Source organism: Duganella violaceipulchra (assembly GCF_019166075.1).
Classification (GTDB): Bacteria; Pseudomonadota; Gammaproteobacteria; order Burkholderiales; family Burkholderiaceae_D; genus Rugamonas; species Rugamonas violaceipulchra.
The window spans coordinates 419555-437442 of the sequence record NZ_JAHTGR010000003.1 but is presented as its reverse complement, the minus strand read 5'-3'; the positions used below and the strand labels follow the sequence as shown (position 1 = coordinate 437442).

The following is a 17888-nucleotide window of genomic DNA, read 5'->3' as shown; positions in this document are numbered from 1 at the left end:
TTGTGACAGAGGAAGGCAGCGTAAGTAGCAGATAATACAACACTACTGAACCTAAAGTCAGCAATTTACACCTATCAAGAATTGTTACATTGCTGCATTGCACAACATAAAAGCCACATTGTTGCCGCCAGAAACAATATGTCGATTGACAACATATGTGTAAATGCTGACAATCCCTGTTCCCTTTCCGAAATAGAGCCGCCATGTCTAGTCCATCCAACATCTTGCCGAACAAAAAAATAACCGGCACCGCGCTGCTGGCCCTGACGTCGCTGGCGGCGCATGCGGACGTGATCCGGGTCGACGGTATCCATCAGTCGCTGGGGCCGACGTGGTTCGGCATCGGCGAGCGCCGCCCCATATCTGTCAACGTGGACGTGGACCACAACGGCACGACCGACTTCTCGCTGGCGAATAATGCTCTAGTCTACGGCAATAGCTATGCGGGGCAAAACGGCGCCTACCAATTCACCGTGTTGGACCGCTCGGTCACGGTCGGCGCCCAGGGCGTGGCAGCAGGCGCGGTAGCCGCCGGCACGCTGATCGGGCCGTCGCTGGCGATGTCGGGCACGGTGACCCTGGACCTGACCACCAACCGGAGGGTGAGTTCCATCTTCGCGTCCTGCGGCAACACCGGCAAGGGCTCTCCCGGCGGCAGCCAGCAATGCGGCCAATTGCCGGTGCTGGCCAGCACCTTCACCAACAACAATATCGGCTACAACCTGCTGGTGCCGTTCCAGTTCTCCAGCGGCAAGCAAACGCAATTTGGCTGGATCGATGTGTCCATCCTGGACTCTACGACCGGCACGCTCGGCATCGCCACGTCCGAGTACAGCGTGACATTCAACGGTTACGGTTACGACAATACCGGCGCTGCGGTGGCGGCCGGCGCTGCCGCCTTCACCAGCCCGGTACCCGAGCCGTCGTCGCTGCTGATGCTGGCCAGCGGCCTGGCCGGCATCGCCGCCTACCGCCGCAAAGGCCGCAGCCGGCGCACCGACGCTGCGCTGCCGGCCTGACGCAAGGTAGTGTCGCCGATGGCGACGGTGCATGTCGCCGTGGCGCAGCCGGGCGAACTCGACCTGGCTTTCGCCTTGCTGCCCCACGTCGCCAACCAGGGCGTGGCGGCCGAATCGGTGCTGCTCGCCCGCCGGGCCGGCGACCACGCGATCGTCGGCGCGGCGGCGTTTTCATCCATCCCTTGGGAAGTGCGGCGCAGCGGATTGCGCGGCGCCATCTTCGTGCTGCCGTCGCAGCGCCGGCGCGGTGTCGGCGGCGCGCTGCTGACGGCGCTGGGCGCGATGCTGCGGCAGTGGGACGTCGATTACCTGCACGCCTGGGGCGAATGGGACGACATCGACGCACCGCCTTTCCTGGCGCGCAAGGGATTCACGCCGCAGCGCGCGCTGCTGCATTATCAGGTGGACACCCGCAACGCCTGCCGGCAGACCAGCCTGATGCTTGAACGCCTGCGCGTCGGCCGGCGCATACCGGCCGGCGCCGCCGCCATGCCACTGGCGCCGCGCCATCTGCCGCAAGCCATCACGTTGTACAGCAGCTACGCCCGGCTCCCCCTCGGCGCCGCCGCCGCCCGCTTCGAAGCCGCACTGGCCGACCCGGCCTGCGCCGTGCTGTCGCAGGTGGTCGAACTGGATGGTGAGCTGATCGGTCTGTTGCTGTGCAAACCGAACCAGGAATTGCCCGAAGTGGACCTGTGGATCACCCAACCCGGCCATCGCCACGGCTGGCCAGCCCTGCTGCTGCTGGACGCGCCCGCCCGGCAACTGGCGACGCTGGCGCGGCCGCGCTTCCGCTTCAGCTGCAACGACGCCGCCAGCGCCACCTTGCAGATAGCCCGCCGCACCGACGCCACGCTGCTGCACACCACCCATACCTATGCGCTCGCCCTCTGAAGCGCGGCCCGCGCCCGCGCTGGTCATGCTGGCGCTCGACGGCGTCGACTGGAATCTGTTGCAGGAACTGGACGAGGGCGGACTGACGCCCTTTCTCTCCAGCCTGGTCGGCGCCGGCACCTGGGCGCCGCTGGACTTTCCGCTGCCGGCCTGCGCCGACAGCGGCTGGACCAGCGCGGCCACCGGCATGCAGCCGGACCGCCACGGCATCCTGCATCCGCTGACGGCGATAGCCGGCTCGCTGTTCATGCAGGCGCCCGGCGCCGCCGCGCTGCGCACCGAGGCTATCTGGCACGCCGCCGACGCCGCCGGCCGCCACACCGCCGTCATCGGCTGGCCCGCCACGCGCGGACTGCGGCTGCGCCACGGCACCGTCATCGCTCCCGGCGCCGACGCCGCGCCGGCCAACGACGAGCACGCCTGGCCACTGGATCCGCAAGCGGTTTGGCCGCCCGAGGCGCGCGAGCTGGTGCACGCGGCGCGCCTGGCGCCCGGCGACATCCAGGCACAAGACCTACATTTCCTGCTGGCTCCGCTGGACGCGGCCGCCCGCCGCCGCTTGGCGGGCGCGGCGGCGGCGGCACTGGCCGAATGCGCGACCTTGCACGCGCTGGGAACTGCCGCCATCGAAGAGCGCGGCGCCGATGTGCTGATGTTGCGCCTGCCATTTCTCGGCGTCATGGCCGCCGCGCTGGCAGGCGTGCCGGACCGGCGGGCCGCGCGCCTTTGCCTGGCCCGCTGCCTCCAGTTTCTCGACCTGCTGTGCGGTCGCTACCAAAACCTTGCCGGCCGCGACGCCTGCTTCGCGATCCTGTCGAACGGCACGCGCGACGCCGGCTTCATGCTGCTGTGCGGCCCCGGCATCGCGCGCGACCGGGCCATCGCACCGGTGGCCGCCTGCGATATCTGGCCAACCGTGGCGGCGGCGCTGGGCTTGCCGGCCGCCAGCGAGCTCGACGGCCGCGTGATCGACGAAGCGCTGACCGCCGCGCCGCCCCGCATGAAAACAGACGCGGCCGCAGTGGCGCCGCTGGCGCCGGCCGGAATCCGCGTCACCCCTTCGTCGCCGGCACTGTCGGCAGCGGCATTGGCCATGTTCGAGCAGGAGGATTTGGCGCCGCCCGATTTCGCGCCGCAGATCGCGTTTGCCCGCGGCGTCGAATGCGAGACGCGCCTGGCGCTGGCGACGATGACGGCGTTGCGCGGCAACCGCGGCGCGGCGCTGGAACAGTTGCGCGCACTGGGACATCGCTTCGGCGGCGACCTGAACGTGCGCATCGCGCTGGCCGAGCAGCTGCTGCTGGCCGGCCAATTCGACCAATGCCTGGCCATCACGCGCAACCTCCCCCTGGTGCGGACGGGAGGCGCCTGGGCCGACGCCACCGAAGGCATGGTTGCCTTCGCCAGTGGGGACTGGCCGCAGGCGATGGCGCGCCTGGGCGCATTGGCGCAGCTCCAGGCCAGCTCCCCGGGTGCCGTCACGCCGCCCATCAACGCCGCCATGTGGCTGGGCCGGGCCCAGCTTGCGCAGCGCGAATGGGAACTGGCGGCAGCCAGCTTCCGCGCCGCGATCGCGCATGACGGCCGCGATTATTTCGCCTGGTCCGGATTGGGGATGGCCGAGCGCATGCTGGGGCAATGGCGGCGCGCGGCCAGCGCCTACGGCCGCGCAGTCAGCCTGGGACCGCGTTCAGCGGAAACACTGCTCGACCTCGCCACGGCATGGGAGCACTGCGGCGACATGAACCTGGCCGCCCAGGCGCGCGCGCGGGCGATGCGTATCGATCCCAAGGCGGTGGCCGGGATCGCAAGAATTACCACTCCAAAATAAAAAAACCGGCAGGAACGGGGATCACCCATTCACTACCGGCGGAGACAGGCTGCTACGGCCGCAGGGATTAGCGCGGTAGTTCCGAAGTACCCATCAAAAACTCGTCGACCGCGCGCGCGCACTGGCGGCCTTCGCGGATCGCCCACACCACCAGCGACTGGCCACGGCGCACATCGCCGGCGGCAAACACGTTGGGGGCGGAAGTCTTGTAGCAGCCTTCGCCGTCCGTGCTGGCCTTGGCGTTGCCGCGTGCATCTTTCTCGACACCGAAGGCATCCAGCACGTTGGCGACCGGCGATACGAAGCCCATCGCCAGCAGCACCAGGTCGGCCTTCATTTCGAATTCCGAGTTCGGCACTTCAGCCATCTTGCCGTCTTTCCACTCGACGCGGCAGGCGACCAGCTTCTCGACCTTGCCGTTCTTGCCTTCCAGGCGCTTGGTGGCCACCGCCCAGTCGCGCTCACAGCCTTCCTCGTGCGACGACGAGGTGCGCAGCTTGGTCGGCCAGTACGGCCACACCAGCGGCTTGTTCTCTTGCTCAGGCGGCATGGGCATCAGTTCGAACTGGGTCACCGAGGCGGCGCCGTGGCGGTTCGAGGTGCCGACGCAGTCGGAACCGGTATCGCCGCCGCCGATCACCACCACGTGCTTGCCGGTGGCTTTCAGCTGGTCCTTGACCTTGTCGCCGGCGTTGACCTTGTTTTGCAGCGGCAGGAAGTCCATGGCGAAATGCACGCCCTTGAGCTCGCGGCCAGGCACCGGCAGGTCGCGCGGCTGTTCGGCGCCGCCGGCCAGCACGACGGCGTCGAAGTCCTTGGCGAGATCTTCAGGGAAGATGGTTTCCTTGGCCCAGTTGTTGACGTTGGCCGGGAAGTCCTTGCCGACCAGCACGCTGGTGCGGAACACCACGCCTTCGGCCTCCATCTGCTTGATACGGCGGTCGATATGCGACTTTTCCATCTTGAAGTCTGGAATGCCGTAGCGCAGCAGGCCGCCGACGCGGTCGCTCTTCTCGAACACGGTGACGGCATGGCCGGCGCGCGCCAACTGTTGCGCCGCCGCCAGGCCGGCAGGACCGGAACCGACCACGGCGACCTTCTTGCCGGATTGCTGCTCGGCCGGCTGCGGCACGACCCAGCCGTGTTCCCAGCCTTCGTCGATGATCTTGTGTTCGATCGACTTGATGCCGACCGGATCGTTGTTGATGCCCAGCGTACAGGCGGACTCGCACGGCGCAGGGCAGATGCGGCCGGTGAACTCCGGGAAGTTGTTGGTCGAGTGCAGCGTGTCCAGCGCCTCGCGGTAGTTGCCGCGATACACCAGGTCATTCCAGTCCGGGATGATGTTGTTGACCGGGCAGCCGGTGTTGCAGAACGGGATGCCGCAATCCATGCAGCGCGCGCCCTGCACCTTGGCCTGTTCATTGCTCAGGGTGATGACGAATTCGGAATAGTTTTTCAAACGCGTAGCAGGCGGCAGATAGCTCTCGTCCTGACGCTTGAATTCCATGAAGCCGGTGATTTTACCCACGATAATTCCTTAAATATTGTTCTGTACGGTCAGCATCAGGCTGCGATCGGCTGGGCGGACGCGGCTTCGTTCGCCACGTCCTCGGCCATTTCAATCAGGGCGCGCTTGTATTCGCTCGGGAATACCTTGACGAACTTGCCGCGGCCTTCGGCCCAGTTGTCCAGCAACAGGCGGGCACGGGTGCTGCCGGTGTGCTTGAAGTGGCGCTCGATCAGGCGCTTCAGGATCACTTCATCCGCTTCGCGGCCGTGGTCCTTGTGCTGCACGTGCCAGGTTTCGCTCTGGGCTGCCTGTTCCTTGGCGGTCAGCACCGGCTCCAAGGTCACCATCGAGGTGTTGCAGCGCGCTTCGAAATCGCCGTCCGGGTCGTACACGTAGGCGATGCCGCCCGACATGCCCGCCGCGAAGTTGCGGCCGGTGGCGCCCAGCACCACCACGGTGCCGCCGGTCATGTATTCGCAACCGTGGTCGCCGGTGCCTTCGACGATGGCGGTGGCGCCCGAGTTACGCACGGCGAAACGCTCGCCGGCCACGCCGTTGAAGAAGGCTTCGCCGGCGATCGCGCCGTACAGCACGGTGTTGCCGATGATGATGTTGTTCACCGCCCAGCCGCGGAACTCGGTGTTCGGACGCACGATGATGCGGCCGCCCGACAAGCCCTTGCCGACGTAGTCGTTGCCTTCGCCGACCAGGTCGATCGTGATGCCGTGCGCCAGGAAAGCGCAGGCCGACTGGCCCGCCGTGCCTTGCAGCTGGATGTGGATGGTGTCGTCCGGCAGGCCGGCGTGGCCGTAGCGCTTGGCCACTTCGCCCGACAGCATGGTGCCGACGGTGCGGTTGACGTTGCGTACCGGCGAGATGAACGACACGCGTTCGCCTTTTTCCAGCGCGGCCTTGGCTTGCGCGATCAGCTTGTGATCGAGCGCCTTGTCCAGGCAGTGGTCCTGTTCCTGCGTGTGGTAGATCGAATCGCCGCTCGGCACTTCCGGCGAGTAGAAAATGTTGCTGAAGTCCAGGCCCTTGGCTTTCCAGTGCGTGATCGCCTTGGATTTGTCCAGCAGGTCGACACGGCCGATCAGCTCGTCATAGGTGCGGATGCCCAGTTGCGCCATCAGCTGACGGGCTTCCTCGGCGACGAAGAAGAAGTAGTTGACCACGTACTCAGGCTTGCCGGAGAACTTGGCGCGCAGCACAGGGTCCTGCGTGGCGACGCCGACCGGGCAGGTGTTGAGGTGGCATTTGCGCATCATGATGCAGCCCTCGACCACCAGCGGCGCGGTGGCGAAGCCGATTTCGTCGGCGCCCAGCATGGCGGCGATGACGACGTCGCGGCCGGTGCGCATCTGGCCATCCGCTTGCACCCGAATACGGCTGCGCAGGCCGTTCAGCACCAGCGTCTGCTGCGTTTCCGCCAGACCCAGCTCCCACGGCGTACCGGCGTGCTTGACCGACGACAGCGGCGAAGCGCCGGTGCCGCCGTCATGGCCGGCGACCACCACGTGATCGGCCTTGGCCTTGGTCACGCCGGCGGCCACGGTGCCGATGCCGACTTCCGACACCAGCTTGACCGAGATCGAAGCGCGCGGATTGGCGTTCTTCAGGTCGTGGATCAGCTGGGCCAGATCTTCGATCGAGTAGATATCGTGGTGCGGCGGCGGCGAGATCAGACCCACGCCCGGCACCGAGAAGCGCAGCGTTGCAATGTATTCGGAAACCTTATGGCCCGGCAGCTGGCCGCCTTCGCCCGGCTTGGCGCCCTGCGCCATCTTGATCTGGATCTGGTCGGCCGAGTTCAGGTAGGCCGCGGTCACGCCGAAACGGCCGGACGCCACCTGCTTGATGCGCGAGCGCAGCGAATCGCCCTCCTGCAAGGCAATGTCGACCACCATCTGCTCCTTGCCCATGACCGACGCCATGGTCTCGCCCTGCTTGATCTTGATCCCCTTCAGTTCCATCGTGTAGCGCGATGGATCTTCGCCGCCTTCGCCGGTGTTGGACTTGCCGCCGATGCGGTTCATCGCCACCGCCAGCGTGGCGTGGGCTTCGGTCGAGATCGAACCCATCGACATCGCGCCGGTCGCGAAGCGCTTGACGATTTCCTTGGCCGGCTCGACTTCGTCCAGCGGGATCGCCTTGCTCGGATCGAGCTTGAACTCGAACAGGCCGCGCAAGGTCAGGTGGCGCTTGGTCTGGTCGTTGATGATCTGGGCGTACTCTTTGTAGCTGGAGAAGTTGTTGCTGCGGGTCGAATGCTGCAACTTGGCGATCGCATCCGGGGTCCACAGGTGGTCTTCGCCCCGCACGCGGTAGGCGTACTCGCCGCCGGCGTCCAGGTGGTTGGCCAGCACTGGATCGTTGCCGAAGGCCAGGTTGTGCAGGCGCAGCGCTTCTTCCGCCACTTCAAACACGCCGATGCCTTCCACGTTGGAGGCCGTGCCCTTGAAATACTTGTCGACCAGCGACTTGTTCAGGCCGACCGCTTCGAAGATCTGCGCGCCGCAGTAGGACATATAGGTCGAAATGCCCATCTTGGACATGACCTTCATCAGGCCCTTGCCGACGGCCTTGGTGTAGTTGTACACCGCCTTTTCGCCGGTCATGTCGCCCGGCATGCCGAGCGCCATCTCGACCAGCGTTTCCATCGCCAGGTAAGGGTGGATCGCTTCGGCGCCGTAGCCTGCCAGCAGCGCGAAGTGGTGGGTTTCGCGGGCCGAACCGGTCTCGACGACCAGGCCGGTGGAGGCGCGCAAGCCCTTGCTGACCAGGTGCTGGTGCACGGTCGACGTCGCCAGCAGCGCGGGAATCGCCACGCGCTCAGGACTCACCGAGCGGTCCGACACGATCAGGATGTTGTGGCCGGACTTGACCGCATCGACCGCCTCGGCGCACAGCGAGGCCAGGCAGGCTTCCACGCCGTCCTTGCCCCATGCCAGCGGATAGCAGATGTTGAGCTCATATGACTTGAACTTGCCACCGGTATGCGCGCTGATGCCGCGCAGGCGGGCCATGTCGTCGAAGCCCAGGACAGGCTGCGACACTTCCAGGCGCATCGGCGGATTGACGTTGTTGGTGTCGAGCAGATTCGGTTTCGGGCCGATGAAGGACACCAGCGACATCACCATCGCTTCGCGGATCGGGTCGATCGGCGGGTTGGTCACCTGCGCGAACAGCTGCTTGAAGTAGTTGTACAGCGGCTTGAGCTTGTTGGACATGACGGCCAGCGGCGAGTCGTTGCCCATCGAGCCGGTGGCTTCTTCGCCGGCGGCGGCCATCGGCGCCATCAGGAATTTCAAATCTTCCTGGGTGTAGCCGAAGGCTTGCTGGCGGTCCAGCAGCGACGGCGTGGCTTTTTCGCCCTGGGCCGGTGCGACGTCCTTGGCGCGGTTGTGCGCCAGCTGGCTTTCGCTGAGCTTGATCTCGTTGAGCTTGATGCGCACCGCGTTGATCCAGGCCTTGTAGGGCTTGGCGTTGGCGTAGGTGTCTTTCAGCTCTTTATCGTCGATGATGCGGCCCGCTTCCAGGTCGATCAGGAACATCTTGCCTGGTTGCAGACGCCATTTCTGGATGATTTTCGATTCCGGAATCGGCAGCACGCCCGATTCCGAGGCCATCACCACCAGGTCGTCGTCGGTGACGATGTAGCGGGCTGGACGCAAACCATTGCGGTCCAGGGTGCCGCCGATGTAGCGGCCGTCGGTGAAGGCCATGGCGGCCGGGCCGTCCCATGGCTCCATCATTGCTGCGTGATATTCGTAGAACGCACGGCGATTGTCGTCCATCGTGCCGTGATTTTCCCAGGCTTCCGGGATCATCATCATCATCGCCTGGGCGATCGGATAGCCTGCCATCAGCAGCAGTTCCAGCGCGTTGTCGAAGCAGGCGGTGTCCGACTGGCCTTCGTAGATCAGCGGGAACAGTTTCTGCAGGTCGTCGCCCAGCACGGCGGATTTCATCACGCCTTCACGGGCGCGCATCCAGTTGAAGTTGCCTTTGACGGTGTTGATCTCGCCGTTGTGGGCGATCAGGCGGTACGGGTGGGCCAGCGGCCATTCCGGGAAGGTGTTGGTCGAGAAACGCTGGTGCACCAGCGCCAGCGCGGAGATGCAGCGCGCATCTTGCAAGTCTTTATAGTACACGCCGACCTGGTCCGCCAGCAGCAGGCCCTTGTAGACGATGGTACGGGCCGACAGCGAGGCCACGAAGAATTCTTTGCCGTGGATCAGTTTCAAGGCCTGGATGGCGTGGCCGGACGACTTGCGGATCACGTACAGCTTGCGTTCCAGCGCATCGGTCACCATGATGTCGGCGCCGCGGCCGATGAAGATCTGGCGTATCACCGGCTCTTTGGCGCGCACGCTAGGGGACATCGGCATGTCGCAATCGACCGGCACATTGCGCCAGCCCAGCACGACCTGGCCTTCGAGGCGCACGGCGCGCTCGATTTCCTGTTCGCAAGCGATGCGGGAGGCGTTTTCCTTCGGCAGGAACACCATGCCGACGCCGTATTCGCCTGGCGGCGGCAGTTCCACGCCTTGCTTGGCCATCTCGTCGCGGTAGTACTGGTCCGGAATCTGGATCAGGATGCCGGCGCCATCACCCATCAGCGCATCGGCGCCGACGGCGCCCCGGTGATCGAGGTTTTTCAGGATCAATAGACCCTGTTCCACGATGGAGTGGCTCTTGTTGCCCTTGATGTGGGCGACGAAACCGACGCCACAGGCATCGTGTTCATTGGACGGATCGTACAGACCTTGGGCTTTCATGGGGGCTCTCCACTGCAATTTTGACTAACGAAAGGCTAGAGTAGTGCAATGCAGCGTAAACTTCAACAATAACAATTAGGGTCGGAGTCGCATTTAATTTCTACTGGTTGCTTAAAATTTTAATTAGGGACAGAGTAATGGCGGTTTAAAAAAAACCGCGGGAACTGGCAATTCCCGCGGTTTCAGATAGCTGTTCAGGCCGCTTCCGGCTTGATTTTGAACGGTCTGCCGCGCTTGGCCGGCAATACCTGGCGCTTGACCTTGTGCTGTAGCGCCGTCTTGAATTGCTCGCTGCCCAGAGGCCAGCCCTTGAGCAGCGCCTTGCCGATGCTGGCCACCTCGTCCTCGCTCAGCGCCGGCTCGGCCAGCGCGATATAGGCCGCCTCGCGCTGGAACGGCGTGTTGCCCAGCTCCCAGAACTTCGGATGGTCGACGATCAGGCCGTCCGAGCGCAGCCCGGCGTGGTGCGGATAGCTGGACCATGGATAATCCTCGGCCCGCCCCACCATGCCGTTGCGCACCGGATTGAACTCGATATATCGGCTGCACGACATGAAGTATTGCTCTGCGTCGATCAGCGAGGTTTTGTAGCGTCCATTCCACAAAGTACCGCTGCGGCCGTATTTTTGGTTGAAATAGGGCACGTAGTAGCGGCCTATCCACTGCATCATCTGGCCCAGGCCGTCCGCATCGGCCGGCGTGACCAGCAAATGCAGGTGATTCGGCATCAACACATAGGCGTGCACCGCCACTTTGTAGTTCTTGGCGGCGGTGCGCAGCCAGCCGAGGAGGGTTTGATAATCTTCCGTGTCCTGGAAGATGGTTTGGTTGTTATTACCGGTCTGGATAACGTGATGCGGCTGGCCGGGGACGATCAAGCGGGGTAGACGTGCCATAAAAGTGAGCAAAATGTATCGGATACGGCCATTCTACACCACTCTGTCCCCGATTATTCAAGCGCCCAGCAAAACCGGCCTGACTCTGTCCCTCTTTTTGCTCATATTGCCGGAAAGCTGGAACACACTGACTACGCGGGCCAGCGCGCCGCTCTGGTCCTGCAGGGCGGCGGAGGCGGCAGCCGCTTCCTCGACCAGCGCGGCATTCTGTTGCGTCACCTGGTCCATCTGCGCGATGGCGCGGTTGATCTGCTCGATGCCGTTGGTCTGTTCGGCGCTGGCGGCGGTGATTTCGCCGATGATATCGGTCACGCGCCGCACGTTGACGACGATTTCCCGCATCGTGCTGCCGGCCTGGGCCACCAGGCGCGCGCCGCTCTCCACCTTGTTGACCGAATCGCCGATCAAGGCCTTGATTTCCTGTGCCGCGCTGGCGCTGCGCTGGGCCAGGTTGCGCACCTCGGTCGCCACCACCGCGAAGCCGCGGCCCTGCTCGCCGGCGCGGGCCGCCTCCACCGCCGCGTTCAGCGCCAGGATATTGGTTTGGAAGGCGATGCCGTCGATCACCGCGATGATGTCGACGATCTTGTGCGCGGAGGCGCTGATCTCGCTCATGGTGTCGACCACTTCGTCGACCACGCTGCCGCCCTTGACCGCCACTTCCGAGGCCGACAGCGCCAGGGTATGCGCCTGGCGCGAGTTGTTGCCGTTCTGCTTGACGGTGGCGGTCAGTTCTTCCATCGACGAGGCGGTCTGTTGCAGCGAGCTGGCCTGCTGCTCGGTGCGGGCCGACAGATCGAGGTTGCCGCTGGCGATCTGGCCGGAGGCGGTGGCGATGGTGTCGGTGCCGCTGCGGACCTGGCCGACGATATTGACCAGGCTGGCGTTCATGTCCTTCAGCGCTTGCAGCAACATGCCGGTCTCGTCCTTGCTGCGCACATCGATCTTGCTGCTCAGGTCGCCAGCAGCGACGGTCTGCGCCACCCGCACCGCCTTATGGATGGGGCCGGTGATCGAGACGCCGATGATGTAGGCGAACCAGGCGCCCAGCACCAGCGCGCCGGCCGTCAGCCCCAGCAGGAAGCGCTGGCCGGAATGGTATTGCGTCTGCACCTCTTGCCCCAGCGCACGGCCGACGCCGGCCTCGTAGTCGCCGATTTTCTGCACACTGTCCAGATAGGCATTGAATTGCTGATCCAGCTTGCTGTCGGCCAGCGCGCGGGCGCCGGCGATGTCGCCGCTCTTCTTGAGCTTGAATAACAGGTCGCGGCTGGCCGCATATCCCTTGCGCACCGAGGCGACCGTCTCCAGCAAGGCTTTTTCCTCATCGCTGACGAGCAGGGGTTCGAGTTGCTTCTGGATGGCGTTGACGCGCGCGCGGGTGGCGGCGGCTTTTTCGGAGAGCGCCGGCGATTCGGCGGTTTCGGTATTGCGGGCAAAGGCCAGTACGCTGACGCCGCTGATGCTGATCTGGTTATGCCATTCGGCGGTCAGGCGTTCCTTGACGCTGGCGCTGCCGACCATCTGTTCGGTCAGGTCGCCCACCGCCTGCAATCGCCACATGCCGGCCATGGCCATGCCGACGACCAACAACATCACCAGGCCAAAGCCGCCGGCCAGACGTATCCCAATCTTCCAATCGCTGTAGCGCATTACAATTCTCCCCAACAGTTGTAGGTGGAAAATTCATGCTACGTCAAAGCTGCGCTTAGGAAACTCTCACATTCTCACACAACAAAATTACTATCGAAATGCGATCAAGACAAGTTAAAGCTGGCGGACAGACTGTAGCCTTCGCCATAGGCGCTGCGCAGCGGCAGATCCTGGCCCAGGCCGGTGCGGGCTTTTTTGCGTAAACGATACACCAACATGTCGACCCGGCGGCCGGCGTCCGGATCGTCGCCGCCGATGCCGGCCACGATGACCTGGCGCGGCACGGGACGGGTGTTAATCGTCAGCAGATGCAGGAAATTGCATTCTTTTTCAGTCAGGGTAATCGCCATGCCTTGCAGTTCCAGCTGGCGGGCGCTGACTTTGAGCGTCCACTTGCTCGGCACCGGCACGGTTTCCTGCGGACCGACGCGGCGATCCAGCGCCTCGATGTGGGCCGCCAGTTCCGGGAATTTGATCGGCTTGGTCAGGTAGTGGTCGGCGCCCAGGCGCAGACCGAGGATACGGTTGTCGAACGCGACCCGGCCGGTCAACACCAGCAGGCCGATTTGCGGATACAGCTGGCGCATCCGGGGGATCACATTGAAACCGTCTTCGTCCGGCAGGCCCAGATCGAGCACCACCACGCCGACATTGCCCTGGCTGAGGGCCGACCACATTTCGCTGGCGTTGTTAGTGATGTGCACTTCGTGTTCAAGCTCAGTCAAAAACTCTGCCATTTCTTCGGCATAGTCCAGATTGTCTTCCACGATGAGTATTTGCGTCATTGATGCGCCATTCGATCGATTATTGAGCAACAGTGCTCAGTCCCGCCTTGCTATTTCAGCTTGCGCTCAAGGAATTATCACTGCTGCCACCCGCCCGCGCAAGGCTTTTCCCGGCGCTGGCCGCTATGGGCAGCCAAATCCGAAATTCCGTGCCGCTTTCAGAAACATTTGTTGCCGTCAGCGTTCCACCGTGTACATCCACCACGGCGCGCGCCATATACAGGCCCAGCCCCGATCCGGCGATGCCGGCGGCGTTGCTGCCGCGGAAGGACTTGTCGAACACCTGCGCCAATTCCGCCGCCGGCAGACCGGCGCCGTGATCGCGCACCAGGAACTCGACGCCGCCCTCGCTTGCCATTTTGCCTATCAATTCTATCGGACTATTGGCAGTTGTGTACTTAATTGCATTGTCGAGCAAAATTTCCAGGCATAAACGCACACCGGCGGGGTCGCAACGCATCCACTGCGGCAGCGATTCGGTCCGCACGGTCACGCACGGACGACGGCCGCGCGCCTGCTCGGCCACCGCTTCCAGCAGCGTGGCGGGACAGATTTCGTTCGGTTGGCGTTCGCGGCCGATGCTGGCCATGCGCTCCGGCGACAGGTACTCATCCAGCATCGCCAGCATGCGGTCGACCGCAGTCTGGATCTTGCGGTAGCGCTTGCGCGTGCCTTCGTCGTGGTGGGCGCCGGTCATTTCCAGGCGCTGCACGGCGCCGTCGATGGTCGACAGCGGCGTGCGGAATTCGTGCGACAGCATGGAGGCGAACTTTTTCTGCTGCGCGGCCAGTTCGCGGCGCGCGCTCAGGTCGCGCACCACGCCGACCACGCTGACGGCGACGCCGCGCCCGTCGAGGATCAGGGTCGATTCGATTTCCACCGGCAGCAGGCGGCCGTCGGCATGGGGCAATTCGGTCTCACGCAGCAGGCGCACGCGGCTCGGGTCGCCGCCGGCGTGGCGTTCCAGCCTGGCGGGCAGCTGCTGCAACAGGCCGGCCGCCAGCGCCTGCGCCGAGTCCAGCGTGTAGCCGAACTGGCGCTCGGCGGCCGGACTGAGCCAGGATAGTTGCAGGCTGGCGCAGTCGGCCATCCAGCTGACCTCGCCGCTGTGCTGGAGCAGCAGGCGATAGCGCTCGGCCTCGGCCTGCGACTGGCGCAACGCCGCTTGCAGTTCGGCCACGGTCGCCACTTATTCCGCCAGCGGTGCGAAGATCTGCTGCAAGTCCTCCTGGGTGAGCGCCATTTTCTGCGACTCGCCTTCGGCCAGGATGGATTGCGCCAGATCGGATTTTTTCTGCTGCAGCACCTGGATTTTCTCCTCCAGCGTGCCCTTGGCGATCAGCTTGTAGACGAACACCGGCTTGTCCTGGCCGATGCGCCAGGCGCGGTCGGTGGCCTGGTTTTCCGCCGCCGGGTTCCACCACGGATCGTAGTGGATCACGGTGTCGGCCGCCGTCAGGTTGAGGCCGACGCCGCCCGCTTTCAGGCTGATCAGGAAAATCGGCACCGCACCCTGCTGGAAGGCCGCCACTTGCGCGCTGCGGTCCTTGGTTTCGCCGGTCAGCAAGGCATACGGGATATCGCGCGCTTCCAGTTCTTCCTCGATCAGCTCGAGCATGCTGGTGAACTGCGAGAACACCAGGATCTTGCGGTTCTCTTCCAGCAAATCCTCGACCATCTGCATCAGGTCGATCAGCTTGGCCGAGCCGGCCGTCTGCTTCTTCGACGGCAGCGACTTGACCAGGCGCGGATCGCAGCACACCTGGCGCAGTTTCAGCAGCGCCTCCAGGATGACGATCTGGCTGCGCGCCACGCCCTTGCGGTCGATCTCCTCGCGCACCTTCTGGTCCATGGCCAGGCGCACCGTCTCGTACAGGTCGCGCTGGGCGCCGGTCAGTTCGACCTTGCGCACCATCTCCGTCTTCGGCGGCAATTCCTTGGCCACGTTGTCCTTGGTCCGGCGCAGCAGGAAAGGCTTGATGCGGCGGTTCAGCAGCGCGCGCCGCAGCGGATCGTCCTGGCGCTCGATCGGATGACGGAACACGGTGTTGAAACCCTTCTCGTCGCCGAGCAGGCCCGGCAGCAAGAAGTGGAATTGCGACCACAGCTCGCCCAGGTGGTTTTCCAGCGGCGTGCCGGACAGGCACAGCCGGTGGCGCGCGCGCAACAGGCCGGCGCTTTGCGCGGCCTTGCTGCGGGTGTTCTTGATGTAGTGCGATTCGTCCAGGATGACCAGGTGGAAATCATGCTCGCGCAGTTTTTCCTCGTCGCGCGGCAACAGCGCGTAGGTGGTCAGCACCAGGTCGGCTTCGGCGATCTGGTCGAACTGGCCCATGCGGTCCTTGCCTTGCAACAGCAGCACGCGCAGGCCGGGGGCGAAGCGCGCCGCCTCTTCCTGCCAGTTGCCCATCAGGCTGGTCGGCGCGATCACCAGCGCCGGCGCGGTCAGGCGGCCGGCCTCCTTTTCCACCAGGATGTGCGCCAGCGTCTGCACGGTCTTGCCCAGGCCCATATCGTCGGCCAGGATGCCGGCGAAGCCGTATTCGCGCAGGAACTGCATCCACGACAAACCGTCGGACTGGTAGTCGCGCAGTGTCGCCTGCAGGCTGGCCGGGGTGGGGATGCGCTTGACGGCGCCGAACTGGTTCAGGCGGGCGCCCATTTCGCGCAGCTCGGCGCCGCCGGTCCAGTTCAGCTCGACGTTGCGGGACAGGTCGTCCAGGCGCGCGGCGTCCAGCGTGGCCATGCGCAGCGAGGTCTTGATCTTGTCGCTGAAATACAGCTCGCCCAGCGTGGTCAGGATGGGCTTGACGCGGCCCCACGGCAGGGCGACGCGGCTGCCGTCCGGCAAGGTGGCCAGCATCTGGTCTTCGTCGCTGTGCAGGGCGATGGTTTTCGGATTGAAGTCGTTCGGCGCGCTGCGTATCATTTGCACCAGCACCGGCAGCAATGGCACACGGTCCTGGTCAACCATGATGCCCAGTTCCAGTTCGAACCAGGCGCGGCCGCCGTCGGCCGGGTCTTCCACCACGTCGGCGTACCAGTCGCCGACGTCGCTGACGTCATAGCGGTACTTGACGGTTTTTTCGACCTTCCAGCCGGCCTGCTTCAGCGCCTCGATGCCGTCGCGGGCAAAGCGCAGCCATTCGGCCTGGTTTGGCAGCAACAGGCCGCCTTTGACGCTGCTCAGCGGCAAGGTCGCGGGCGGCAGGAAGTGGCGTTCGGTCAGCAGCGACAGGGCCAGCTCTTCGGCGGCGCTGTCGCGCTGGATGATTTCGGTCACTTCACCCTTCTGGCGCACCACGCGCTGCGACGGGTCGAACGACACGCGCTCGCCGTCGTAGTCGAAGGACAGCACGGCGAAGTCGTGCCAGCGTTGCAGCGAGCCGTCGGCCAGCATGGCGGCGTCCAGCGTCAACACCGGACGTGGCTTGACATCGTCGCGCACGCGCTGCGGCAGCGGCTGCGGCAGCGGCATCAGCTGTTGCAGGCCGTGGGCCAGCAGCAGCTGCGATACGCGCATCTTGTCGTTATTGGTCAGCAACGGGGCTTGCGCCACCAGCGCCTGCAAGTCGGCCAGCGGGATAGCAGCGCCGCCCTGGTTCAGTTGCAGCACGCCGCAGGAAAGATTGTCGATATACCAGGGTGGATCGGTCGGCAGCATGTAGTCGACCTGGTCGGCGCCGACATGCTTGGCGTTCGGCGCCGCCTGCACCTGCCAGCCCAGGCGCAGGCCCTTGCCTTCTTCGCGCCAGGCCAGGTTGGCTTCGCGCATCACACCGCCCTTGAGCGGGTAGACCAGGCCATTGCCGACATCGGCCCAGGAGTTTGCCCAAAGCAACTTATCCTGTTCGGCCAGCATGTTCAGCAGGGCCGCGCCGATCTTGCCGCGCGGCTCGGTGGCGGAGCCGGTCTGGGAATTCTGTCCGCTGCGCATGGCAACGAAGAAACGGATCAAGTCCTCGTCGCCGGCCGCGAGGAAGCTCGGCGGCGCCGACAGCAGTGAAAACACTTCGCTCACCGGGCTGGCCGCGGCGACGTCGCCGTTCGAGCGCAGGCGCGCCTTGTACAGGCACAGCGCCACATGGCGGCCGCCGCTGGTGGGCGCCATCACGTAGATCAGCTTGTATTGGGTTTGTTGCTTCGGATCGGTATCGACCGGCGGCGCGTTCAGTTTGGCTTTGGGATGCGCTGCCGCATCCACACGCTGCAGCCAGGTGGCTACGGCGTACGACAATTGATTCGCGGGCGGCGCAAGGCGGGCAGGAGATGTCGGGGCGGCCGGAGCAGCTGGCTTGGCGGGAACATCGTCGGTGGCGTCGTCGCGGGTAAAATCCATAGGTCGCATTGTTGGTCAAAGATGGTTCAAAAACGGCAACAGGCGATATTATCCGCCATACACGCGTTCGTGTTTGCGGATTCTTTACAAAACCCACATGTAAACGTGTTCCTTGCATGTTACCTGTGCGTTCCAGCTGTGTAACAAAGCCGTGCACAGTCCTTTTGGACTGTCAAG

Annotated in this window: 10 protein-coding genes; 3 read left to right on the top strand and 7 right to left on the bottom strand. The window is 64.5% G+C overall.

What is annotated here, in order from left to right; genetic code table 11:
• Window positions 1-203: 203 nt before the first annotated feature.
• The 3 genes from KVP70_RS07925 to KVP70_RS07915 are packed head-to-tail and all read left to right on the top strand — an operon-like array spanning window position 204 to window position 3744.
• A complete protein-coding gene (locus tag KVP70_RS07925; protein WP_217941581.1) occupies window positions 204-1019 on the top strand; it encodes a PEP-CTERM sorting domain-containing protein in 816 nt (271 codons plus the stop codon).
• 18 nt (window positions 1020-1037) lie between these two features.
• On the top strand, window positions 1038-1913 hold the full coding sequence (locus tag KVP70_RS07920) for a GNAT family N-acetyltransferase (protein WP_217941580.1): 876 nt from the start codon (window positions 1038-1040) through the stop codon (window positions 1911-1913).
• Window positions 1897-3744: an alkaline phosphatase family protein gene (locus tag KVP70_RS07915; protein ID WP_217941579.1), complete on the top strand. Its 1848-nt coding sequence runs from the start codon at window positions 1897-1899 to the stop codon at window positions 3742-3744. Before KVP70_RS07920 ends, KVP70_RS07915 begins: the two co-directional genes overlap by 17 nt.
• 67 nt (window positions 3745-3811) lie before the next feature.
• On the opposite strand, the gene KVP70_RS07910 is transcribed toward KVP70_RS07915, so the two are convergent.
• From KVP70_RS07910 to KVP70_RS07880, 7 genes are all read right to left on the bottom strand, one after another.
• The gene (locus KVP70_RS07910) at window positions 3812-5275 is read right to left on the bottom strand and encodes a glutamate synthase subunit beta (RefSeq protein ID WP_217941578.1); all 1464 of its coding nucleotides are present in this window, start codon (window positions 5273-5275) and stop codon (window positions 3812-3814) included.
• A 35-nt stretch (window positions 5276-5310) separates the two neighbouring features.
• A complete protein-coding gene (locus tag KVP70_RS07905) occupies window positions 5311-10038 on the bottom strand; it encodes a glutamate synthase-related protein (RefSeq protein ID WP_217941577.1) in 4728 nt (1575 codons plus the stop codon).
• Between the two features lie 194 nt (window positions 10039-10232).
• A complete protein-coding gene (locus KVP70_RS07900; RefSeq protein WP_217941576.1) occupies window positions 10233-10934 on the bottom strand; it encodes an REP-associated tyrosine transposase in 702 nt (233 codons plus the stop codon).
• A gap of 57 nt (window positions 10935-10991) precedes the next feature.
• Window positions 10992-12587, bottom strand: a complete 1596-nt coding sequence (locus KVP70_RS07895; protein ID WP_217941575.1) for a methyl-accepting chemotaxis protein — start codon at window positions 12585-12587, stop codon at window positions 10992-10994.
• 104 nt (window positions 12588-12691) lie between these two features.
• The gene (locus tag KVP70_RS07890; protein ID WP_020703829.1) at window positions 12692-13372 is read right to left on the bottom strand and encodes a response regulator transcription factor; all 681 of its coding nucleotides are present in this window, start codon (window positions 13370-13372) and stop codon (window positions 12692-12694) included.
• 55 nt (window positions 13373-13427) lie between these two features.
• Window positions 13428-14561, bottom strand: a complete 1134-nt coding sequence (locus tag KVP70_RS07885) for a PAS domain-containing sensor histidine kinase (RefSeq protein ID WP_217941574.1) — start codon at window positions 14559-14561, stop codon at window positions 13428-13430.
• Window positions 14562-17711 carry a DEAD/DEAH box helicase gene (locus KVP70_RS07880; protein ID WP_217941573.1) on the bottom strand — a complete coding sequence of 1050 codons (3150 nt, stop codon included), beginning with the start codon at window positions 17709-17711 and terminating at the stop codon, window positions 14562-14564.
• Between the last annotated feature and the right edge of the window lie 177 nt (window positions 17712-17888).